A 21,672-nucleotide genomic window follows, 5' to 3' on the forward strand; every position below is an offset into this window, starting at 1 on the left:
CGAAAGACTGGACGGAGAGCGACCGTGCACGACGCACTCACCGGCCTGCTGGAGCAGCGGGCCCCGGTCGGCCGGGAGACCTGGCGGTCCTGGTGGGACCAGCTCGGCGACGGCCGGCCAGACAAGAGCGAGGTCCTCGCCCTGCTGGCCTCCCTGACCAGCCGGCTCCCGGACCACCAGACCCTGCGCCACCTGCTGGACTCCCTCGCCGAGCGCCGGCCGCCCACGACGGCGACCACCCCCTGGGAGGGCACCGTCAACGTCGTCGGCACCGGCGGCGGGCCCAGGACCTTCAACATCTCCACCGCCTCCGCCTTCGTCGCCGCGGCCGCGGGGGTCAAGGTCGTCAAGACCGGGTCCAGGGCCTACACCAGCTCGCTGGGCTCCGTCGACCTGCTGGAACGGCTCGGTGTCCCTCTCACCTCCTCCTACGCCCAGACCGAGGACACCCTCGCCGCCCACGGGATCGCCTTCGCCGGACCCTTCGTCTACCCGGCGCAGCTGACCCGGCTGGCCCGGACGGTGGCCCCGTACCCGATGAAGCCCTTCGGGCGGTTCCTGAACGCGCTGGGCCCCTTCCTCGCCGACCTGCCCGTGGCCGCCCAGGTCACCGGGGTCTCGTCGGCAGCCCCCCTGGACACCCTGCGCCAGCTCGCCGCGACCACGACGACCCGCCGGATCTGGCTGACCGCGAACGACACCGGCGCGGACGAGCTGCTGCCCTTCGCCACCAACACCGTCCACGGGCAGCACGTGCTGACCCGGGTCATCCGGCCGGGCGAACTCACCCCGGGCGACGGCTCCTTCGCGGACCTGCGGCCGGCTCCCGACCCCGGCGCGGCCGTCGGCCACTTCCTGTCCGTCCTGGCCGGCACGGCCGGCCGGGTGGCCACCCACACGGTCTGCCTGGGCGCGGCCGCCCTGGTGGTGGCCTCCGGCGTCCGCCGGGACTGGCCCTCCGCGGTCGCCCTCGCCGAGGGCGCGGTCCGCTCCGGCGAGGCCCACGACCTCGCACGGCGCCTGGCGGGAGCACCGGCGCCGCGCACACCGGCGGTGGCCCGTGCCTAGCACCGCCCCCGCGGCAACGACAGCCGCTGCCGCCCGCGCGGCTCGGCCGCACCCCGCCGCGTACCCCGCGCCCGCCCCGTTCTTCACCGGCCGCGCCCCGGGCGGGCCGCCCGGGCTGGCCCTGTTCCTCAACGCGGGCGACCCGCCGCTGCCCGTGCTGCACGACCTGGTCCTGATGCTCGATCAGGAGGGGGCGGACTGCCTGGAGTTGGCCGTCCCGTTCCCCGACTCGGTCACCGACGGCCCCGTCGTACGGCGCTCGGCCCGCCGGGCACTGGAGGCAGGCGGCGCCGACCTGGACGACGTACTCGCCTTCATCGCCGGCGTACGGCCCCACCTGGCGCACCTGCGGATCGCCCTGCTCGCCGACTGGAGCCACTCGCTGAAGCACCGGGACCTCGCGGCCACCACCGGTGAGATCGCCTCGGCGGGCGCGGACGGACTCCTGCTGCACGCGCTGCCCCCGCGGCTGCGCGAGGAGCACCTGGAATCGGCCCGGGCGGCCGGGCTGCCGGTGGTCACCACCTGCTACGCCAGCAGCCCGGCGGAGGTTCGGGCCCAGGCCGCCGCCCAGGCGGGTGCCTACCTGTATCTCGTCGCCCACTACGGGCGCAGCGGGACCGCACCGGCGGCCGGACATGCCGCGCTGGCGCAGACCGTCACGGACTTGCGGGCGCACACGACGTCCCCGATCGCCGTCGGCTTCGGGGTCAGCACACGGCAGGACGTGGAAGCCGTCGGCGCGTCCGGCGCCGACGCCGCGATCATCGGCTCCGCCGCGGTGGCGGCCGTGGAGCGGGCGCAGGAGGCCGGTCTCGATGTGACCGGCACCTTCCGCACCTTCGTCCGCTCGGTCCTGCCCGAAGGCCCGCACTGACCTTCCCTACCAGCGGAAGCGAGCTCCACCCCTCAACAGCACCATCCGTGCACCACCTCACACCGGGAGACTGCCATGATCGTTCGCGACATCGAGTCCGTGAAGACCGTCGAGTGGGGCAACGGCCTCAGCCGCCGCTTCCTCCTCGCCGAGGACGGCCTGGGCTACTCGCTCACCGACACCACCGTCCTCGCCGGCACCAAGTCCCGCCTGGAGTACGTCAACCACCTGGAAGCCTGCTACTGCATCGAGGGCTCCGGCGAGGTCATCGAGCTCGACGGCACCTCGCACGAGATCGTCCCGGGCCGGATGTACGCCCTCGACCAGCACGACGCGCACTTCCTCGTCGCCAGCCCGCACGAGGACCTGCGCCTGGTCTGCGTCTTCTCGCCGGCCCTGCGCGGCGACGAGGTCCACAGCCTGGACGCCCACAGCTCCTCCGCCTACTGAGGCGCGCAGCGCGCGCCGCTCGTCCGGAACCGTCAGCCGAATCACAAAGGGGTCCCTCGTGATCCGTTGGAACGCCGACCAGGCCGATCTGCGCGAAGGCCTGGAGCGGTGGGGAGACGCACTCAGCGCAGACCACATCGAACTCGACGAGCAGTCCGCCTTCTCGCAGGACAAGTGGAAGCTCGTGCAGAAGACCGGGATTCTGTCGCTGCCCTTCGACGAGGACCACGGAGGCCTCGGGCAGTCGCTTCTGACCACCATGTACGTGTTGGAGGGCCTCGGCGAGTACAACCGCGACTCGGGCCTGAGCTTCTCGGTCACCACGTCCATCTGCTCCACCGGAATACCGATCCAGCAGTTCGGCACCGTGGAGCAGAAGGAGCGCTACCTGCCCCGGATCTGCTCGGGCGAGGCGATCGGCGCCCACGCCATCACCGAGGCCGAGGGCGGCTCGGACGCCATGGCGATGACGACCCGGGCCGTGCGTGACGGGGACGACTTCGTCATCAACGGCAGCAAGGCCTTCGTCAGCAACGGGCCGGTCGCGGACGTGATCGTGGTCTACGCCCGGACCCATCCGGACGGCGGCCCGCTGGGAACGACGGCGTTCCTGGTGGACCGGAACACCCCGGGGGTGAGCGCCGGCAAGCCGGTCAAGAAGATGGGCTTGCGGACCTCTCCGCTGAGCGAACTGTTCTTCGACGACGTGCGGGTGCCCAGGAGTGCGGTGCTCGGCAGGGTCGGAGGCGGGTTCCTCGTCCTGGACCACGTGATGAAACGGGAGATCCTCTTCTCCTTCATCGTCAACGTGGGCGAGATGCAGCACCGGCTGGAGCGGTGTGTCGACTACGCGAAGACGCGCAAGTCCTTCGGGAAGGCGATCGGTTCGTACCAGACGATCGCCAACAAGATCGTCGACACGAAGATCCAGCTGGAGACCGCCCGCAAGTGGCTCTACGACACCGGGGAGAAGCTGGAGGCGGGCGAGAACGTCACCGTGGACCTGGCCATCGCCAAGCTCGTCACGAGCGAGAGCAATCTGGCCACCAGCATCACCGCCGTGCAGATCTTCGGCGGCCACGGCTACATGTCGGAGTTCGGCCTGGAGCAGGACGTGCGCAACGCGCTGGGCGGCACGATCTACTCGGGGACGAACGAGATCCAGTACAACCGCATCGCCTCGATGCTGGGACTGGGCAAGTGAGCGGCATGCGCCCGCTGTCCCAGACGCTGCTGAAGGTCTGCGGGGCCACGGGCCTCGGTGACATCGAGGCGGCGGCGGCCGCCGGGGCGGACTGCGTCGGGCTCTGGCACGGCGTACCCGGCGGCCCGTCGGAACTGGCTCTGGACGGGCTCGCCGCCCTTGTGGCGGCGGCCCGGCCGGCCGGGCTCCTGCCGGTGCTGGTGACGTTCCTGGCCGATGCGGGCGAGCTGGCCGCGATCGTGCGGCGTACCGGTGTCGCCTGGGTCCAGCTCCACGCCTACCAGCCGCCGGCCGTCGTACGGGCGCTGCGCGAGGCGCTGCCGGCGGAGGTCGGCCTCGTCAAGGTGCTGCACGTCGACGAGGCGGGCGGCTGTGTGGAGCGCCCGCTGATCGGTGCGTACGAGCGGGCCGGCACCGACCTGTTCCTCATCGACACCGCCACCGGGGACGGCCGGATCGGCAGTACCGGCGCCGCCCTCGACCCGGGGCGCCTGACCGCTTTGCTGCCCCGGCTCACCCGTCCCTTCCTCCTGGCCGGCGGTCTGAGCGCGGCGGGCCGTCCCGCCTACGAGGACGTCGTGCGCCACAGCGGATTCCGCGGCATCGATGTGGACACGGCGGCCCGCAACCGGGTGACGGGCCGCTTCGGCGTCCCGGAGATCGCCGCCCTGGCCCGTGCCTGGCGCACCGGCATCCCCCACACCGCCGCCGTCGCCGGCGGCGTCCCCGACCCTCCCCGACTGGAGCTCTCGCGATGACGCAGCAGAACCGGAACGGCTTCCCTTTTCTCGAGGCCCTCCTGGCCTCGCCGACCCCCGTGGTGATGGAGGTGAAACGGCGCGACGCCCACGGCTACGACATGCTCGGCGGCCGGATTCCCGCCGCGATCGTGGAGGCGTACGAGAGCGCGGGCGCCCCGTGCATCTCGGTGGTCACGGGCCGCTGGTTCGGCGGCTCGCCCGCGCTGCTGCGGGACGTGGCCGCCCTGACCGGCCTGCCGCTCCTGCAGAAGGACTTCATCACCAGGAAGGACCAGATCCGCACGGCGAAGGAGCTCGGGGCCTCGGCGGTGCTGCTGACGGCGGCACTGCTGCCGGCATCGAGCATGCGGACCCTGGTGACGGAGTGCCTGCTGGCCGGGCTCACCCCGTTCGTGGAGATCACCACGGAGGCCGAACTCGAAACGGTCCACCATCTTGAGGAGTGTGTGATCGCGGTCAACAACAAGGACATCAAGACCCGCGAGCGGGGCGCCGGCGACCTGGGCCGCTCCCTCGGCCTGCTCCCGGCGCTGCGCGCGGCCGGTGTCGCCTGCCCGGTGAGCGCGAGCGGCATCGACGGCCCGGCGAGCGCCGCCCGCCTCCTGGACGCCGGCTTCGGGGGACTGCTGGTGGGCACCTCGCTGCTGCGCACGGGTTCCCCCGTGGAGTGGGTGGACGCGATGGCGGGCGCCCGGAAGGGGCTGGCCCTGCGATGAACCACTCCCTGACGGGCGGCGCACGCCCCCACACGCTGAACGCCGCGGGCATCCCCCTGTCGGGTCTGCTGGCCCTGCCCGCGGGCCGGGAGGTCCGCTCCACGATCCTGGCCATCCACGGCCGGGGCATGCGGGCGGCGTACTGGAACTCCTTCATCCCCCTCGCCACCGGCCTGGGCCACGCGGTCCTGGCCCTGGACCGGCCGGGCTACGGCGACTCGGCGGACCTGCTGGCCGAGGGCCAGAGCCTGGCCGGCCAGGCGGAAACCCTCCACGCGGCCCTCAAGGAACACGCGGCCGCGCACACCATCGGCGCCGGCGTCTTCCTCCTGGGCCACTCCGACGGCGGCAAGGTGGCCCTGCACACGGCGGCCACCGACGGCGCCGTCCCCCTCCTGGGCCTGGACGCCTCGGGCGTCGGCTACCACTACGACCCGCAGGCCCTGCACTTCCCCTCCACCCTCGGCGGCGGCGCCTCCAAACTCAACTGGGGCCCCCTGAACCTCTACCCGCGCGGCACCTTCCAGGCCAGCCGGACACTGCTGGCCCCCACCCCGGCGCGCGAGAGCGCGGAAACCGTGCGCTGGCCGGGCCAGTACGAGGAACTGGCCCCCCGCATCCGAATCCCCGTCCGCCTCACCTTCGCGGAGCACGAGGCGTGGTGGCACCTGGACGACTCCACCCTCGCCTCGATGACCTCCCTCCTGACCGCGGCCCCCCGGGTGACCCTGGAACACCTGGCCGCGGCGGGCCACAACATCAGCCTCGGCCACGCGGCCACCGCCTACCACCTGCGCGTCCTGGCCTTCCTGGAGGACTGCCTGCGCTCCTAGCCCCCGCACTCCCCCGCCCTCCCCCGCGCTCTGCCACGGGCTCTCGCGGGTGGCTTGTACGCCGAACGGCCGCGCCCCGCAAAGAAGATGGGGGCGCGGCCGGCCGGTCGTCACAGAGGGGGCAGGTGGTCAGGCGGCGACCACCCGGCTCACCAGCTGGTCGCGGATCCGGGCCGGGAGGGCCGGCGCGAACCGCTGCAGGTAGTGGTCCATGTGGGAGTCGTCGCTCACCAGGAAGGGCAGGTCGAAGACCAGGAGTTTGCGGACCGCCAGCAGCGGCAGCGGGGCGCGCAGCGGGCGGAAGGCCTCGTTGTAGAGGCCCGGTTCCTCGCAGACCGGGTGGAACTGGCCGATCATCAGGCCCTCGGCGACGAACTCGTCCTTCGCCTTGCGCTGGAGTTCGTCCAGTTCCACCGAGTCGGTGGGGTCGAAGCCGGGCAGGACCAGCAGGATGGTGAGGAGTTCGCGGTCCTCGGGCGACAGCGGCTGCGACAGGGCCGCGTGGCGGGTGCGCAGCGAGTCGACGGCCATGGCCAGGTTCTCGCATCCGGCGGAGGGCAGGGCCAGGTGGAACAGGTCCTTGCGCAGTGAGGGCTGGGTGTAGGGGCACACGGGTCCGGTGCGGCCCAGTTCGGGGTGGCTGGAGACGAGGAAGTCCCTGCTCCACATGAGGACTTGCAGCAGCACTCCGATGGCTTCGGGCGGTGCTTCGCCGCGGGCGACCTGGCTGCTGGTCCAGGACTGGATCAGGTCGTCTCCCCTCATCGGGGGTTCCTCCACATCGGTCGCAGTACGGGGCCGCCGTCGGGCAGGGCGATGTCGGTGCCCAGGCGGTCGAAGCCGGCGCGCCGGGTCGTTGCCTCGCCGCCCGGTGAGCTGGCCTCCGTGTAGGTGCCGGTGCCGTCGGCATCCGCGCGGGCCGTGATCTCGGCGAGGAGGCGGGACATCAGGCCGCCCTGCTGGCGGCCGGGGCGGACGGCGCCGAAGGAGACGTAGTAGTGCGGGGTGTGCGGGTGGCGTTCGGCCTGGAGGCGGGCGATGGTGCGCAGCGCGTCCGTGTGCGCGCCCAGGGCCCGGGTGAAGGCGGCGTCGAGGGCTTCCTCGTCGGGTTGGGCGCCGGGCGGCAGGAACAGGAGCACCGCGTCGCCGTCGGGGGTGGTGAGGATCCCGTCGTGGGCGGCGGAGAGTTCGACGAAGACCCGGAAGAAGCCGGGGAGGAGCTCGGTGCGCAGCCGCTCGTCGGGGATCATCCAGCGGGTCAGCGCGTCGTCGTGGAAGGCGGCGGACAGCAGGGCGGACAGGTGGTCGTGGGAGGGCCGGTTCGGCCGGGATAAGGCGGTCGGGCTGGACGCGTTCGGGGACAAAGCGGGGAACCTCCGGTCGGAAGGACGAAACAGCAACGGGAACGGGAAAGGGAGGGGGCGGGGCGGAGTGGGTGGGACGGGTGTGTGGGGTGGGGGGAGGCAGAGGGGCTGCGGCCGTCGGCAGTCGGCATCGGCGGTCGGCTGTCGGGGGGCGGGGGCAGGGGCGGCCGTCAGGACGTTGTGCGGCCGTGGGCGGCCAGTTCCTCGACGCGGGCGTGCAGGGTCGGCAGGTAGTGCTCGGACTCCGGCTTGATCAGGACGCTGCGGATCACCCGGGCCGCCTGCGCGTCCCGTACCACGCGCGGGTGGCGGCGTACGAAGGCGTCCGCGTCGGCGCGCAGCACGCTCAGGAACACGGGGTCTGCCTCTGCGGTCATGCCGTCGCGCAGCAGGCGGTCGCAGGCCGCGTCGATCGAGGACAGGGTTTTGGCGGCGGTGGTGGGGAAGTAGGTGACGATGTCGAGGTCCGGGCGCTGGTAGAGGTCCAGTTCGTCGGAGTCGGTCAGCAGGTCGGCCCAGTGCAGGGCGGCCCGGCGGTTCGCGGTGAGGATGCGTCCGAAGCCGTCCGGTGTGAGGGGCAGCAGTTGCAGGGTCAGCCACAGGGCGGCGGCGGCTGCGCCCGCGCGTGAGCATTCCAGGCTGATCTCGCCCAGGTGGAGGTCGGCGTCGGTGAAGTAGGTGTAGGGCGAGTCGTGGGCGAAGTGCCGGCCGGCCCGCGGGTCGGGGAAGAGGACGGCGCCGCAGCCGTAGGGCTGCAGGCCCTGCTTGTGGGGGTCCACGACCACGGAGTCGCATGCGGCGATCGCCTGCCAGGGGGCGGCGTCGACGGCGCCGGTGCCGGCCCGGCCCAGGATGGCGTAGAAGCCGCCGTAGGCGGCGTCGACGTGGACCCGTGCCCCGTACCGGCGGGCCAGCGGCAGGACTTCGTGGACCGGGTCGACGGCGCCGAGGCCGGTGGTTCCGGTGGTGACGACGACGGTGCCGATACGGCCCGTGCGCAGGGCGCTCTCGAGTGCTTCGAGGTCGATGCGGCCGTGCGCGTCGGTGGGGATGCGGTGGCCCTGCATGCCCAGGACGTGGCACATCCGCTCGTGGGTGTAGTGGCATTCGCCGCTGTAGGCGATGCCGCGGTCGGGGTGGAGCTGGCGGGCGACGTAGAGGGCTTCCAGGTTGGCCATGGTGCCGCTGGTGGTGAGGTGTCCGACGTGTGCGTCGAGCCCGAACATGGCGGCGAGGTCGGCGACCGCCTCGCGTTCCATCTCGGTGGTGGCGGGTCCGCCTTCGGCGGCGTGGTTGTTGGGGTTGAAGAGCATGGCGGTGAGGTAGCCGGTGACGGCCGCCGGGTGGGGTGGTTTGACCATCTGTCCGGCGTAGCGCGGGTGGAAGAACGGATAGTTGTGGTCCATCCGCTTGGCGAGGCGGTCGAAGGCCTCGGTGAAGGCGTCGGGGTGGACGCGGTGCGCGTCGTGGGTCTGGTAGGGGCCGAACTGCCCTCCCCACTGCTGCGCCACCGTGAGTGCGCGCGGCAGCCAGTCGCGTAAGTCGTGCAGGTCGTGCAGGTCCACGGGTGCCTCCCCCAGCGGCCGCCCGGTCCGGCGGCACGAGTCGGGCGTACGCGGTCGTACGTACGCATGAGGAGGGTTGCGAAGGCCCCGCAAGGCCCGCGCAACGCCTGACGCCCGCACACCATCTGGGCTCGAGTGATGCGCAAGGCGCGTCTGGTGCACTCGCGGCGCGAGCGCCACGCGGGGTACTGCCCCGCCGGCTGCCCGCAGGCACCGGCACACGGGCCGCCGCATACCGCGGCAGGCCGTCCTCGGCGCGCCCGGTGCCGTTCTCGGGCGTCCGCCCGCACGCACCCTTCCCAGGAGGAAAATCCCATGGTCACCAGACGCAGCTTGCTCGGCGGTGCCGTCGCCGCGACCGGCGCCGGCCTGCTCACCACCGGTGGCCTGACGCCGCTGCTGGGTGCGCGCAGCGCCGAGGCCTCCGCTACGGGGGCGGCCGGGGTCCGGCCGGTCGCGGTCCCGCCGCCGTTCAGTGTGCGGATGCCGATGGCGCCGGTGCTCCAGCCGATATCGACGCTGGGCGGCCAGGACACCTATGCGGTCACCGTCAAGGAGGTGGCGCGGGAGATCATTCCCGGCGTGCAGACGAAGGTGTTGACCTACGACGGTCACTTCCCGGGGCCGGTGCTGCGGGCCCGCAGCGGGCGCAAGGTGGTGATCCGGCACCGCAACACCCTCACCATGCCGGTCTCGGTGCACCTGCACGGCGGCAGCGTCTCGCCGGAGAACGACGGCGGCCCGATGGACACGTTCGCGCCGAACACCTCGCGTACCTACACGTATCCGAACCAGCAGCCGGGCGCCGGCCTGTGGTTCCACGACCACGCGCACCACATGGAGTCGGAGCACGTCTTCCGCGGCCTGTCCGCGGCCTATCTGCTGTCGGACGAGACGGAGCGGTCGCTGCCGCTGCCGTCCGGCCAGTACGAGGTTCCGATCGCGCTGCGTGATGCCCGCTTCGACGAGGCGGGCCAGCTGGTGTATGTGATGGACGACGTGTTCGGGCGGACCACGATCCTGGCCAACGGCCGCCCGAGCCCGTATGTGGAGGTCGCGGCCCGCAAGTACCGGTTCCGGCTGCTGAACTCCTCCAACATGCGTTTCTTCCAGCTGCGTCTGTCGGACGGCGGCCAGATGATCCAGATCGGTTCGGACGGGGGCCTGCTGGAGGCCCCCTTCCCGACGGACACGATCGGGCTGTCCCCGGCGGAGCGGGCGGATGTGGTCATCGACTTCTCGCGCTACCGGGTCGGTACGAAGATCGTTCTGGAGAACACCCTGGGGCCGGGGAGCCCCGACCAGGTGGGCCAGGTGCTGCGTTTCGACGTGGTGCGCACGGCATCGGATGCGTCGCGGGTGCCGGAGAGGCTGCGGACCCTGCCGGCGATGGCGAAGGCCACGGTCGAGCGCAGCATCGTGTTGAGCATGGACGAGGACGGCCGCCAGGAGCCGCGGGGGTTCATGGACGGGCAGGTCTGGGACTACCAGCGCATCGACCAGACGATCGCCCACGGCAGCTCGGAGATCTGGACGGTCACCAACGCCAACAAGATCGTCCCGCACAACTTTCACATGCATCTGGTCCAGTTCCGGGTGCTGGAGCGGGGCGGGGTGGCGGTGGCGCCGGGCGAGGCCGGGCTGAAGGACACGGTCCGGCTGTTCCCCGGCGAGACGGTGAAGCTGCACGTCACCTTCGACACGTTCCGGGGGACGTACGTCTACCACTGTCATCTGCTGGACCACTCGGCGATGGGCATGATGGCCAATTTCCGTATCCGGTAGCGGTGCCCGCGCAGGGGTGTGCCGCTTGGAGGGGAGGTGGGGGAACCGGCCAGGTCCGCTCGACGCGCTCTCGAGGACGGGCCGAGGAGCGGGCGGCAGGATCCTGGGCAACAGACCGTGTCCGGCCGTGTCCCCCACGCCCGACCCCTGACCGATCCGATTGATCCGACCGATCCGACCGACGTGTCCCCACACCACCAGGAGTGAGATGTCCCGCCGTCTGTTCACCTCGGAGTCCGTGACCGAGGGTCACCCCGACAAGATCGCCGACCAGATCAGCGACACGATCCTCGATGCGCTCCTCGCCCAGGACCCGGCTTCGCGGGTGGCGGTGGAGACGCTGATCACCACCGGTCTCGTGCACATAGCCGGCGAGGTCACCACGCAGGCCTACGCCCCCATCGCGCAGCTGGTGCGGGACAAGATCCTGGAGATCGGCTACGACTCCTCGCAGAAGGGCTTCGACGGTGCCTCCTGCGGCGTGTCGGTGTCCATCGGGGCGCAGTCCCCGGACATCGCGCAGGGCGTCGATGCGGCCTATGAGAGCCGGGTGGAGGGCGAGGAGGACGAGCTGGACCGGCAGGGCGCCGGTGACCAGGGCCTGATGTTCGGCTATGCCTGCGATGAGACGCCGGAGCTGATGCCGCTGCCGATCCACCTCGCGCACCGGCTCTCGCGCCGGCTGAGCGAGGTCCGCAAGAACGGGACGATCCCGTACCTGCGGCCGGACGGCAAGACGCAGGTCACCATCGAGTACGACGGTGACAAGGCCGTGCGCCTGGACACGGTGGTCGTCTCGACCCAGCACGCCGGCGATATCGATCTGGAGGCCCTGCTGGCCCCGGACATCCGCGCATCGGTCGTCGAGCACACGCTGCGTCAGCTCGCCGAGGACGGCATCAAGCTGGAGACCGAGGGCTACCGGCTGCTGGTGAACCCGACCGGGCGTTTCGAGATCGGCGGCCCGATGGGCGACGCCGGCCTGACCGGCCGCAAGATCATCATCGACACGTACGGGGGGATGGCCCGCCACGGCGGCGGCGCGTTCTCCGGCAAGGACCCGTCCAAGGTCGACCGCTCCGCCGCGTACGCGATGCGCTGGGTCGCCAAGAACGTGGTCGCAGCCGGTCTGGCGGCGCGCTGCGAGGTGCAGGTCGCGTACGCGATCGGGAAGGCGGAGCCGGTGGGTCTGTTCGTGGAGACCTTCGGTACGCACACGGTGCCCACCGGCCGGATCGAGCGGGCCATCGCGGAGGTCTTCGATCTGCGTCCGGCCGCGATCATCCGGGATCTGGACCTGCTGCGGCCGATCTACGCGCAGACCGCCGCCTACGGCCACTTCGGCCGTGAGCTGCCCGACTTCACGTGGGAGCGCACCGACCGCGCCGAGCAGTTGAAGGCCGTCGCCGGCGCCTGAGCACCCCGGCCCGGCCCGCCCCCACCGGGCCCCCGGCACCCCGCCCCGCCAGCCCTGCCTGCTCCGCCCGTGTCAGGCCCCCCCACACACACCCTGCCCCGCCTCGCCCTGTCTCGCCCCGCCGGCATCAGATGAGTTCACAGGAGTCCACGTGCGTATCGCGGTGACCGGATCCATCGCCACAGATCACCTCATGGCCTTCCCGGGCCGGTTCGTCGACCAGCTGCTCCCCGACCAGCTGGCACACGTCTCGTTGTCGTTTCTCGTCGACACCCTCCAGGTGCGGCGGGGCGGGGTGGCGGCCAACATCGCCTTCGGCCTCGGCAGCCTCGGCCTCGACCCCCTTCTGGTGGGTGCGGTGGGCCCGGACTTCGCCGAGTACGAGGTCTGGCTCAAGGAACACGGCGTCGACACCGGCTCGGTGTACGTCTCGTGCGAGCACCAGACCGCCCGTTTCATGTGCATGACCGACCAGGACACCAACCAGATCGCCGCCTTCTACGCGGGCGCCATGGCCGAGGCCGGCCGTATCGACCTGCGTGCCGTCCATGACCGCGCTCCCCTCGACCTGGTGCTCGTCTCGCCCAACGATCCCGGTGCGATGGTCCGCCACACCGAGCAGGCCCGGGATCTGGACATCGACTTCGCCGCCGACCCCTCGCAGCAGCTGGCCCGCCTCACCGGCGAGGAGGTGCGCTCCCTGGTCACCGGGGCGCGCTGGCTGTTCACCAACGAGTACGAGTCGGCGCTGCTGCGTGAGCGGGCCGGGTGGAGCCACCGGGAGGTCCTCGACCGCGTCGGTACGTGGGTGACCACCCTGGGCGCACAGGGCGTCCGTATCGACCGCAGGGGCGAGCCGGCCGTCACGGTCGGCGCGGTCCCCGGTGTCCGCGCCGAGGACCCGACCGGTGTCGGCGACGCCTTCCGCTCCGGTTTCCTGGCCGCCGTCGGCTGGGGCCTGCCGCTCGAGACGGCCGCGCAGCTCGGCTGCGCGATGTCGGCGCTGGTCCTGGCGACGGTCGGGTCCCAGGCGTACGAGGTCCGGCCGGAGGCTTTGCTGGCCACGGTCCGTACGGTGTACGGGGAGCGTGCGGCGGGGCTGCTGGGGGCGAAGCCGGGGTGGGCGGCATGACGGCGGACGCGCAGGCGCGCGCCGATGCCCTGCGGGAGGCGCTCGCGACGCGGGTGGTGGTCGCCGACGGCGCGATGGGGACGATGCTGCAGGCGCAGGACCCCTCGATGGAGGACTTCCAGCAGCTGGAGGGCTGCAACGAGGTTTTGAACGTGACGCGTCCGGACATTGTGCGCACGGTGCACGAGGCGTACTTCGCGGTGGGTGTGGACTGCGTCGAGACGAACACGTTCGGTGCGAACTTCGCGGCGCTGGCGGAGTACGACATCGCGGAGCGCAATTTCGAGCTGTCGGAGGCGGGTGCGCGTATCGCCCGTGAGGTCGCGGACGAGTTCACGGTGTCGACGGGGCGGCAGCGGTGGGTGCTGGGCTCGATGGGGCCGGGTACGAAGCTGCCGACGCTGGGGCACATCGCCTACGCGAAGATCCGTGACGCCTATCAGGTCAACGCGGAGGGTCTGATCGCCGGCGGGGCGGATGCGCTGCTGGTGGAGACGACGCAGGACCTGTTGCAGACGAAGTCCTCGATCATCGGTGCCCGGCGGGCGATGGAGGCGCTGGGTGTCGGCGTGCCGCTGATCTGCTCGGTGACGGTGGAGACGACGGGCACGATGCTGCTGGGCTCGGAGATCGGTGCGGCCCTGACGGCGCTGGAGCCGCTGGGCATCGACATGATCGGTCTGAACTGTGCGACCGGGCCTGCGGAGATGAGCGAGCACCTGCGGTATCTGGCGCGCCATGCCCGCATCCCGCTGTCCTGCATGCCCAACGCGGGGCTTCCGGTGCTGACGAAGGAGGGTGCGCACTATCCGCTGAGCGCGTCGGAGCTGGCGGACGCCCAGGAGACCTTCGTCCGCGAGTACGGGCTCTCCCTGGTGGGCGGCTGCTGTGGTACGACGCCGGAGCATCTGCGGCAGGTGGTGGAGCGGGTCCGCGGCACGGCGGTGACCGAGCGCAGTGGGCGGCCGGAGCCGGGTGCGGCCTCGCTGTATCAGACGGTTGCGTTCCGTCAGGACACCTCGTACATGGCGATCGGTGAGCGCACCAACGCCAACGGCTCCAAGAAGTTCCGTGAGGCGATGCTGGAGGCCCGCTGGGACGACTGTGTGGAGATGGCCCGGGACCAGATCCGTGAGGGCGCGCACATGCTGGATCTGTGTGTGGACTACGTGGGCCGTGACGGCGTCGCCGACATGGAGGAGCTGGCGGGCCGCTTCGCGACGGCCTCGACGCTGCCGATCGTGCTGGACTCGACCGAGGTCCCGGTCATCCGGGCGGGTCTGGAGAAGCTGGGCGGGCGTGCGGTCATCAACTCGGTGAACTACGAGGACGGTGACGGCCCCGGGTCCCGCTTCGCCAAGGTCACCCAACTGGCCCAGGAGCACGGCGCCGCACTGATCGCGCTGACCATCGACGAAGAGGGCCAGGCCCGCACCGTCGGGCACAAGGTCGCCATCGCCGAACGCCTCATCGAGGACCTGACGGGGAACTGGGGGATCCGCGAGTCGGACATCCTCATCGACACGCTCACCTTCACGATCTGCACCGGCCAGGAGGAGTCGCGGGGCGACGGGATCGCCACGATCGAGGCGATCCGCGAGCTCAAGCGCCGCCATCCGGACGTGCAGACCACTTTGGGCCTGTCCAACATCTCCTTCGGCCTCAATCCGGCGGCGCGGGTCCTGCTGAACTCGGTGTTCCTGGACGAGTGTGTGAAGGCGGGTCTGGATTCGGCGATCGTGCACGCCTCGAAGATCCTGCCGATCGCCCGGTTCGACGAGGAGCAGGTCACCACCGCCCTGGATCTGATCTACGACCGGCGGGCGGAGGGCTATGACCCGCTGCAGAAGCTGATGGCCCTCTTCGAGGGCGTCAACACCAAGTCGCTGAAGGCCGGCCGCGCCGAGGAACTCCTTGCGCTGCCGCTGGACGAGCGACTGCAGCGGCGCATCATCGACGGTGAGAAGAACGGCCTGGAGGCCGACCTGGACGAGGCTCTCCAGACCCGCCCGGCCCTGGACATCGTCAACGACACGCTGCTGGAGGGCATGAAGGTCGTCGGTGAGCTGTTCGGGTCGGGGCAGATGCAGCTTCCGTTCGTGCTGCAGTCCGCGGAGGTCATGAAGACGGCCGTGGCCTACCTCGAGCCGCACATGGAGAAGACCGACGACGAGGGCAAGGGCACGATCGTGCTGGCCACGGTCCGCGGTGACGTCCACGACATCGGCAAGAACCTCGTCGACATCATCCTCACCAACAACGGCTACAACGTCGTCAACATCGGCATCAAGCAGCCGGTCTCGGCGATCCTGGAGGCGGCGCAGGAGCACAAGGCCGACGTGATCGGCATGTCCGGTCTGCTGGTGAAGTCGACCGTGATCATGAAGGAGAACCTGGAGGAGCTCAACCAGCGCAAGCTGGCCGCCCACTACCCGGTCATCCTCGGCGGCGCCGCCCTGACCCGCGCCTACGTCGAACAGGACCTCCACGAGATCTACGAGGGCGAAGTCCGCTACGCCCGCGACGCCTTCGAGGGCCTGCGCCTGATGGACGCCCTGATGGGCGTCAAACGCGGTGTTCCCGGCGCCGTGCTGCCGCCGCTGAAGCAGCGCCGCGTCGCCAGGAGGGACACCCCGCTCCTGGCGGTGAAGCCACAGCCCGGCGGCCGCTCCGACGTCGCCGTCGACAACCCGGTCCCCGCCCCGCCGTTCTGGGGCACCCGCGTCGTCAAGGGCATCCCCCTCAAGGAGTACGCCTCCTGGCTGGACGAGAGCGCCCTGTTCAAGGGCCAGTGGGGTCTGAAGGACGCCGAGACCATCGAGAGCGACGGGCGCCCGCGGCTGCGCGGCTGGCTGGAGCGCCTGCACACCGGCGCCCTGCTGGAGGCGGCCGTGGTGCACGGCTACTTCCGGTGCGTCTCCAAGGGCGAGGACCTGATCGTCCTCGACGAGAACGGATCCGAGCGGACCCGTTTCACCTTCCCCCGCCAGAGCCGCGGACGGCGGCTGTGCCTGGCGGACTTCTTCCGCTCCGAGGACAGCGGGGCAACCGACGTCGTCGGCTTCCAGGTCGTGACGGTCGGCAGCCGCATCGGCCAGGAGACGGCCCGGCTCTTCGCCGCCGACGCCTACCGCGAGTACATGGAGCTGCACGGCCTGTCCGTGCAGCTCGCCGAGGCCCTGGCCGAGTACTGGCACGCCCGCGTCCGCGGCGAACTGGGCATCGCCGGATCCGATCCCCTCTCCATGGACGGCATGTTGCGTACCGAGTACCAGGGCTGCCGCTACTCGCTGGGCTATCCCGCCTGCCCCGACCTGGAGGACCGCGCGAAGATCGCCGGTCTCCTGCAGCCGGAGCGGATCGGGGTGCGCCTTTCGGAGGAGTTCCAGCTCCACCCGGAGCAGTCCACCGACGCGATCGTGATCCACCACCCCGAAGCGAAGTATTTCAACGCACGCTGAGACCGGATGAGTTGGAAAGGAGCCCGACATGCCGGCTGCTCTGGCCGCCACCACCGACCGCCCCCGCACCACGGCGCCCGCCTCCCCGTCAGTGCGCGAGCTGCTGGCGAGGGGCCGGCGGACCTTCTCGTTCGAGTTCTTCCCGCCGAAGAGCGACGCCGGGGAGCGCACCCTGTGGGCGGCGATCCGCCGGATCGAGCCGTTCGCGCCGTCCTTCGTGTCCGTCACCTACGGGGCCGGCGGCTCCTCCCGCGACCGCACCGTGGAGGTCACCAAGCGCATCGCGGCGCAGACCACGCTGCGCCCGGTCGCGCACCTGACGGCGGTGGGACACTCGGTCGCCGAGCTGCGCCACATCATCGGCCAGTACGCCGACGCGGGCATCCGTGACGTGCTCGCCCTGCGCGGTGACCCGCCCGGTGACCCGAAGGGGCAGTGGACGCCGCATCCGCACGGGCTGACCCACGCCCACGAACTGGTCACTTTGATACGGCAGTTGGGTGACTTCACGGTGGGTGTCGCGGCGTTCCCCGAGCGTCATCCCCGCTCGCCCGGCTGGAGCGAGGACATCCGGCACTTCGCCGCCAAGTGCCGGGCCGGCGCCGACTACGCCATCACCCAGATGTTCTTCCACGCCGAGGACTACCTGCGCCTGCGCGACCGGCTCTCCTCTGTCGGCTGCCTGACACCGGTCATCCCCGAGATCATGCCGGCCACCGATTTCCGCCAGATCCGGCGGTTCGCCGAGCTCAGCGACGCCCGCTTCCCGGCCGCACTGGCCCGGCGGCTGGAGGCGGCGAAGGACGACCCGGCGGACGGCCACCGCATCGGTGTCGAGTACGCGACCGTCATGGCCGAGCGCCTGCTCGCCGAGGGTGCGCCGGGCCTGCACTACATCACCCTCAACAAGTCCACCGCGACTCTAGAGATCCATCAGAACCTGAACCTGAACCTGAATGTCAGGAACCCAGCCGCCACCATCACGGAGTAGAACCCATGGACTTCAAGGTCGCCGATCTCTCACTCGCGGACTTCGGCCGCAAGGAGATCACCCTGGCCGAGCACGAGATGCCCGGTCTGATGTCGATCCGCAAGGAGTACGCCCCCTCCCGGCCGCTGGCCGGGGCGAGGATCACCGGCTCCCTGCACATGACCGTGCAGACCGCCGTCCTGATCGAGACGCTCGTGGCGCTGGGCGCCGAGGTGCGCTGGGTGTCCTGCAACATCTACTCCACCCAGGACCACGCGGCCGCCGCCGTCGCGGTGGGCCCGAACGGCACCCCACAGAGCCCGCAGGGCGTCCCCGTCTTCGCCTGGAAGGGCGAGACACTGGAAGAGTACTGGTGGTGCACCGAGCAGGCGCTGACCTGGCCCGGCCATGCGGGACCCAACATGATCCTCGACGACGGCGGGGACGCAACCCTCCTGGTCCACAAGGGCGTCGAGTACCAGAAGGCCGGCGCCGTGCCGGACCCGTCCACCGCCGGCAACGAGGAAATGGCCCTGGTCCTGGGCCTGCTGCAGAAGACCCCCATCGACTGGAGCACTCTCGCGTCCGGGATACGCGGCGTGACGGAGGAGACCACCACGGGTGTCCACCGCCTGTACGAGATGATGGCCGAGGGCACTCTGCTGTTCCCGGCGATCAACGTGAACGATGCGGTGACGAAGTCGAAGTTCGACAACAAGTACGGCTGCCGTCACTCGCTGATCGACGGCATCAACCGTGCCACCGACGTCCTCATCGGCGGCAAGACGGCCGTGGTCTTCGGCTACGGCGACGTCGGCAAGGGCTGCGCCGAGTCCCTGCGCGGCCAGGGCGCCCGCGTGATCGTCACCGAGATCGACCCGATCTGCGCGCTGCAGGCGGCGATGGACGGCTACCAGGTCGCCACCCTCGACGATGTCGTCGAGACGGCGGACATCTTCATCACCACGACCGGCAACAAGGACATCATCATGGCCGCCGACATGGCCAAGATGAAGCACCAGGCCATCGTGGGCAACATCGGCCACTTCGACAACGAGATCGACATGGCCGGTCTCGCGAAGATCGACGGCATCGTCAAGGACGAGGTCAAGCCGCAGGTCCACACCTGGAAGTTCCCCGACGGCAAGGTCCTGATCGTGCTGTCCGAGGGCCGTCTGCTGAACCTGGGCAACGCGACCGGCCACCCCTCCTTCGTCATGTCGAACTCCTTCGCGGACCAGACCCTGGCCCAGATCGAGCTCTTCACCAAGCCCGAGGAGTACCCGACCGAGGTGTACGTGCTGCCCAAGCACCTCGACGAGAAGGTCGCCCGCCTGCACCTCGACGCCCTCGGCGTCCGCCTGACCACCCTGCGCCCCGAGCAGGCCGCCTACATCGGCGTCCAGGTCGAGGGCCCCTACAAGCCGGACCACTACCGCTACTGACCACCCCCGGCCGGTAACCGAAAAGATCGAGCCACCGGCTCTCGAGGCTCGCTCGAGAGCCGGTGGAAAGCCCATGGCCGGGTGTCCCCGGGAGTGTCACGATCGGATGTCCGTGCCGAAAGAGCAGTGCTCCCACCACCCCAGACGAGGATGTCCCATGAACCCCAACCCGGCCGGCAGCCCCCAGCATTACTCCGCCGGAGGCCCGAGCCCGTACCAGACCCAGCCCGGCCCCTACGCCCCGCCCCAGCCCCACTCCCCCGCGCCCGCCGGGCGCGGCAAGGCGGCCACCGCCCTCCTGCTGGTCTCCACGATCCTCATGGGTTTGATGGCCGGCCTCTTCTTCGCCTTCGACGTCTCGGTGATGCCGGGTCTGGCCGCGGGCGACGAGCGCACCTACGTCACCGCGATGCAGAACTTCAACGCGGCGATCGACGGGAACGCAATCTTCGGCATGGCCTTCGTGCTGGCCCTGCTCGCCTCCGCGGCCTCGGCGATCGTCGAGTTCCGCAAGGGCCGCCGTACCGTGGCGATCTGGGTGGGGGCGGCGACGGTGGCCTACTTCCTCGTCCTGATGATCACCTTCTCGGTGAACATCCCGCTCAACAACGAACTCGCCGACGCGGGTGACGCGGCGCAGCTGAGCGACTTCTCGATCGTCGACAAGTTCAAGGGCACCTGGGTCTCCACCAACATCGTCCGCACCCTGCTGTGCACGGCGGCCCTGACGGCCCTGTCCCGTGCCCTGGTCCTGTACGGGCGCGCCACCCGCTGAACCACAAGCCCCCCACACCCCCCGCCTTGTACACATGGCAGCATCGCGAAGTCCCCCGGCCGTCTGGCCGGGGGACTTCGTGTATCCCGTCCGTCCCCGGCCGGCCGGGGGGACGGCCGGCCGGGGAGGGGCGGGGGGTCAGGCGCTCTGGCCGTGCAGGTACAGCGCCCAGGCCAGGAAGCCCACGGAGGCCGTGCACAGCAGGGTGCGCCACACGTTCGCACGGGACCAGGGGCCCTCGAAGGCGCGGCGGACGGCTGCGGGGTCGGGGATCCGGTCGGCGGGGCCGGCCTTCTCGAGCATGTTGTTCAGCGGGATGTTCACCTTGTTGGTGACGCCCATCGAGACGATGTAGCAGACCAGGGCCGCGATCAGCGGCGGCAGCACGTCACGGCCGTCGGAGGGGACGTGGAGGGCCAGGGCCAGCGCGGTGAACAGGAACGCCCCGATGTAGCCGAGGACGAACCAGCCGTTGAGGATGGCCACGTTGATGCGCTGCATGACCTCGATGACCGTACGGTCGTCGGTGCGCTTGAGTCCGGGCATCACGGAGACGGAGAAACCGTAGAAGAGGCCACTGACCAGTGCGGTGGTGAGCGTGGCCGCGATGAGCGAGGCCAGGCGTGCGGTCTCCATCGTGCGTCCCCCTGTTCGTCCGTCCGCCAAGTCTGTCGGTCATCGATTCTTCGGGAACGGGTCATCGAATCGTCAAGTCATGGGGATCATACGGGCGCGGCGGGCTGCGGCGGTGGGTGATTCGAGCCGCCTTCGAGTGGTTCTCGAGCGGCCGGCGCCCCGTCAGGCGGCGGGCGGGGTCCAGTCGGCGGGCAGGCCGGACTGGGACAGGACCGCGGCCAGGCTGTAGTGGTCCCGGTCGAAGACGATCCGGCAGTGGCCGGCGTCGAGGCCGAGGACGGTGGTCATCGGCACGGCGAAGGGCTTGGGCGCGCCCTTGAGATGGCCGGAGTAGAGGGATTGGACGGTGACGCGGTCCCCCTCGGTGCGGGTGGTGCGGACGGTGACGCGGACGTGGTCGATGAGGGTGTCGGCGCGGGCCTTCCACCCCGCGATCTGTCCCCGTCCGCGGAAAGTGACGGCCACGGCCTCGTCGGTGTAGGTGCCGTCGGCGGTGAACAGGGCGCCGAGGGCGCGGGGATCGGTGCCGTTCCAGGCACGGGCCCACGCGGTGACGATCCACGGCGTCTGCCGGCCGGTGCCGCGCGCACCATGCCCGAAGGAGGCGGTCGCGGAAGCCGGGGCGGCGGGGGCGGGGATGGTGGTGGCGGGGGCGGGGGTGGGGGCGGGGGTGGTGGTGGCGGGGGGTGAGGCGGTGGCGGCGTGGGCAGTGGGGGTGGGGGCAGCGGTTGAGGCGGCGTGGGCGGTGATGGTGTGGGCGGTGGCGTACAGGGCTGCGGCGGCGGTCAGGATGGTCATCGTGCGGATCGGGCGGGATGCCATGGCTGTTGCTCCTTGGGGCGGGTGTGTGGCACACAGCCTCATACCGGGCGCCGTCCACTCTCCAGACTCCGCAGGGCCCCGGGAGTGCCCAAACCTGTCCACCCCTGTCCACGCCCGCCCCCGGGACGCGCCGGACCCGCACCTCCCGTCCGGCACCACCGCACCCCGGGCCGGCGGACGGGACTCCCCCTACTTCTGCCCGAGCGGTTCCAGGACCACGGTGCCGGGCAGCGCCGCGGCCATGTCGCAGGCGTAGACCCCGGGCCGCACCCACAGGTACCAGATGCCGGCCGCGACGGTGGAGTCGGCGACGGCACGGCGGAGGCGAGGCGCAGGGCCGCGTCCCCCTTTCGCCCGTGTCCGTTCCGCTTCGAAACCGAACGTCACGCCT

Annotated in this window: 20 protein-coding genes; 14 read left to right on the top strand and 6 right to left on the bottom strand. The window is 71.0% G+C overall.

What is annotated here, in order from left to right; translation table 11 throughout:
• The first annotated feature begins 24 nt into the window (after positions 1-24).
• The 7 genes from OG472_RS00990 (at position 25) to OG472_RS01020 (ending at position 5,909) form a co-directional block, all read left to right on the top strand.
• Positions 25-1,068, top strand: coding sequence for a hypothetical protein (locus OG472_RS00990; protein ID WP_405940656.1), 1,044 nt, complete (start codon positions 25-27; stop codon positions 1,066-1,068).
• On the top strand, positions 1,061-1,945 hold the full coding sequence (gene trpA / locus OG472_RS00995; RefSeq protein ID WP_405940657.1) for a tryptophan synthase subunit alpha: 885 nt from the start codon (positions 1,061-1,063) through the stop codon (positions 1,943-1,945). The genes OG472_RS00990 and trpA overlap by 8 nt, the downstream gene beginning before the upstream one ends.
• Positions 1,946-2,020: 75 nt before the next feature.
• A complete protein-coding gene (locus OG472_RS01000; protein ID WP_030721055.1) occupies positions 2,021-2,395 on the top strand; it encodes an ectoine synthase in 375 nt (124 codons plus the stop codon).
• A 58-nt stretch (positions 2,396-2,453) separates the two neighbouring features.
• A complete protein-coding gene (locus OG472_RS01005) occupies positions 2,454-3,599 on the top strand; it encodes an acyl-CoA dehydrogenase family protein (protein ID WP_405827051.1) in 1,146 nt (381 codons plus the stop codon).
• 5 nt (positions 3,600-3,604) lie between these two features.
• Complete coding sequence (locus OG472_RS01010; protein WP_405834726.1) at positions 3,605-4,357, top strand: N-(5'-phosphoribosyl)anthranilate isomerase; 753 nt, start codon at positions 3,605-3,607, stop codon at positions 4,355-4,357.
• The gene (locus tag OG472_RS01015; protein WP_401611400.1) at positions 4,354-5,076 is read left to right on the top strand and encodes an indole-3-glycerol-phosphate synthase; all 723 of its coding nucleotides are present in this window, start codon (positions 4,354-4,356) and stop codon (positions 5,074-5,076) included. The genes OG472_RS01010 and OG472_RS01015 overlap by 4 nt, the downstream gene beginning before the upstream one ends.
• The gene (locus tag OG472_RS01020) at positions 5,073-5,909 is read left to right on the top strand and encodes an alpha/beta hydrolase (protein WP_405827052.1); all 837 of its coding nucleotides are present in this window, start codon (positions 5,073-5,075) and stop codon (positions 5,907-5,909) included. Before OG472_RS01015 ends, OG472_RS01020 begins: the two co-directional genes overlap by 4 nt.
• Before the next feature lie 129 nt (positions 5,910-6,038).
• On the opposite strand, the gene OG472_RS01025 is transcribed toward OG472_RS01020, so the two are convergent.
• From OG472_RS01025 to OG472_RS01035, 3 genes are all read right to left on the bottom strand, one after another.
• Positions 6,039-6,674: a DUF6875 domain-containing protein gene (locus tag OG472_RS01025; RefSeq protein ID WP_383577067.1), complete on the bottom strand. Its 636-nt coding sequence runs from the start codon at positions 6,672-6,674 to the stop codon at positions 6,039-6,041.
• Positions 6,671-7,273 carry a hypothetical protein gene (locus tag OG472_RS01030; protein ID WP_401611403.1) on the bottom strand — a complete coding sequence of 201 codons (603 nt, stop codon included), beginning with the start codon at positions 7,271-7,273 and terminating at the stop codon, positions 6,671-6,673. The genes OG472_RS01025 and OG472_RS01030 overlap by 4 nt, the downstream gene beginning before the upstream one ends.
• 170 nt (positions 7,274-7,443) lie before the next feature.
• Positions 7,444-8,838, bottom strand: a complete 1,395-nt coding sequence (locus tag OG472_RS01035) for a pyridoxal phosphate-dependent decarboxylase family protein (protein ID WP_401611405.1) — start codon at positions 8,836-8,838, stop codon at positions 7,444-7,446.
• Between the two features lie 315 nt (positions 8,839-9,153).
• On the opposite strand from OG472_RS01035, the gene OG472_RS01040 reads away from it, so the two are divergent.
• From OG472_RS01040 to OG472_RS01070, 7 genes are all read left to right on the top strand, one after another.
• The gene (locus OG472_RS01040) at positions 9,154-10,623 is read left to right on the top strand and encodes a multicopper oxidase family protein (RefSeq protein WP_401611406.1); all 1,470 of its coding nucleotides are present in this window, start codon (positions 9,154-9,156) and stop codon (positions 10,621-10,623) included.
• Positions 10,624-10,831: 208 nt separating this feature from the next.
• Positions 10,832-12,040, top strand: a complete 1,209-nt coding sequence (metK, locus tag OG472_RS01045; RefSeq protein ID WP_405834711.1) for a methionine adenosyltransferase — start codon at positions 10,832-10,834, stop codon at positions 12,038-12,040.
• 151 nt (positions 12,041-12,191) lie between these two features.
• Positions 12,192-13,172, top strand: a complete 981-nt coding sequence (locus tag OG472_RS01050; RefSeq protein WP_405827055.1) for a carbohydrate kinase family protein — start codon at positions 12,192-12,194, stop codon at positions 13,170-13,172.
• Positions 13,169-16,633, top strand: a complete 3,465-nt coding sequence (gene metH / locus OG472_RS01055) for a methionine synthase (protein WP_405940658.1) — start codon at positions 13,169-13,171, stop codon at positions 16,631-16,633. The genes OG472_RS01050 and metH overlap by 4 nt, the downstream gene beginning before the upstream one ends.
• A gap of 28 nt (positions 16,634-16,661) precedes the next feature.
• Positions 16,662-17,624 (top strand): methylenetetrahydrofolate reductase [NAD(P)H], encoded by a 963-nt coding sequence (metF, locus tag OG472_RS01060; RefSeq protein ID WP_405940659.1) that lies wholly within the window; start codon positions 16,662-16,664, stop codon positions 17,622-17,624.
• Positions 17,625-17,629: 5 nt separating this feature from the next.
• Positions 17,630-19,048 carry an adenosylhomocysteinase gene (ahcY, locus tag OG472_RS01065; RefSeq protein ID WP_405940660.1) on the top strand — a complete coding sequence of 473 codons (1,419 nt, stop codon included), beginning with the start codon at positions 17,630-17,632 and terminating at the stop codon, positions 19,046-19,048.
• A 157-nt stretch (positions 19,049-19,205) separates the two neighbouring features.
• Positions 19,206-19,823, top strand: coding sequence for an anthrone oxygenase family protein (locus OG472_RS01070; protein WP_401611416.1), 618 nt, complete (start codon positions 19,206-19,208; stop codon positions 19,821-19,823).
• 138 nt (positions 19,824-19,961) lie between these two features.
• On the opposite strand, the gene OG472_RS01075 is transcribed toward OG472_RS01070, so the two are convergent.
• The 3 genes from OG472_RS01075 to OG472_RS01085 form a co-directional block, all read right to left on the bottom strand.
• Positions 19,962-20,459: a DUF1772 domain-containing protein gene (locus OG472_RS01075; protein ID WP_401611418.1), complete on the bottom strand. Its 498-nt coding sequence runs from the start codon at positions 20,457-20,459 to the stop codon at positions 19,962-19,964.
• Between the two features lie 162 nt (positions 20,460-20,621).
• On the bottom strand, positions 20,622-21,281 hold the full coding sequence (locus tag OG472_RS01080; protein ID WP_405940661.1) for a nuclear transport factor 2 family protein: 660 nt from the start codon (positions 21,279-21,281) through the stop codon (positions 20,622-20,624).
• A 189-nt stretch (positions 21,282-21,470) separates the two neighbouring features.
• Positions 21,471-21,668 (bottom strand): hypothetical protein, encoded by a 198-nt coding sequence (locus tag OG472_RS01085; protein ID WP_405827060.1) that lies wholly within the window; start codon positions 21,666-21,668, stop codon positions 21,471-21,473.
• Between the last annotated feature and the right edge of the window lie 4 nt (positions 21,669-21,672).

The organism is Streptomyces sp. NBC_00207 (genome assembly GCF_045160965.1).
In the GTDB taxonomy this organism is placed as follows: domain Bacteria; phylum Actinomycetota; class Actinomycetes; order Streptomycetales; family Streptomycetaceae; genus Streptomyces.

Excerpts from the sequence above, each read along its gene's own strand:
- OG472_RS01075 (WP_401611418.1), bottom strand. The coding sequence starts at position 20,459 with ATGGAGACCGCACGCCTGGCCTCGCTCATCGCGGCCACGCTCACCACC.
- metK (WP_405834711.1), top strand. The coding sequence starts at position 10,832 with ATGTCCCGCCGTCTGTTCACCTCGGAGTCCGTGACCGAGGGTCACCCC.
- OG472_RS01080 (WP_405940661.1), bottom strand. The coding sequence starts at position 21,281 with ATGGCATCCCGCCCGATCCGCACGATGACCATCCTGACCGCCGCCGCA.
- OG472_RS01040 (WP_401611406.1), top strand. The coding sequence starts at position 9,154 with ATGGTCACCAGACGCAGCTTGCTCGGCGGTGCCGTCGCCGCGACCGGC.
- metF (WP_405940659.1), top strand. The coding sequence starts at position 16,662 with ATGCCGGCTGCTCTGGCCGCCACCACCGACCGCCCCCGCACCACGGCG.
- OG472_RS01020 (WP_405827052.1), top strand. The coding sequence starts at position 5,073 with ATGAACCACTCCCTGACGGGCGGCGCACGCCCCCACACGCTGAACGCC.
- OG472_RS01070 (WP_401611416.1), top strand. The coding sequence starts at position 19,206 with ATGAACCCCAACCCGGCCGGCAGCCCCCAGCATTACTCCGCCGGAGGC.
- OG472_RS01000 (WP_030721055.1), top strand. The coding sequence starts at position 2,021 with ATGATCGTTCGCGACATCGAGTCCGTGAAGACCGTCGAGTGGGGCAAC.
- OG472_RS01010 (WP_405834726.1), top strand. The coding sequence starts at position 3,605 with ATGCGCCCGCTGTCCCAGACGCTGCTGAAGGTCTGCGGGGCCACGGGC.
- metH (WP_405940658.1), top strand. The coding sequence starts at position 13,169 with ATGACGGCGGACGCGCAGGCGCGCGCCGATGCCCTGCGGGAGGCGCTC.
- ahcY (WP_405940660.1), top strand. The coding sequence starts at position 17,630 with ATGGACTTCAAGGTCGCCGATCTCTCACTCGCGGACTTCGGCCGCAAG.
- OG472_RS01025 (WP_383577067.1), bottom strand. The coding sequence starts at position 6,674 with ATGAGGGGAGACGACCTGATCCAGTCCTGGACCAGCAGCCAGGTCGCC.
- OG472_RS01015 (WP_401611400.1), top strand. The coding sequence starts at position 4,354 with ATGACGCAGCAGAACCGGAACGGCTTCCCTTTTCTCGAGGCCCTCCTG.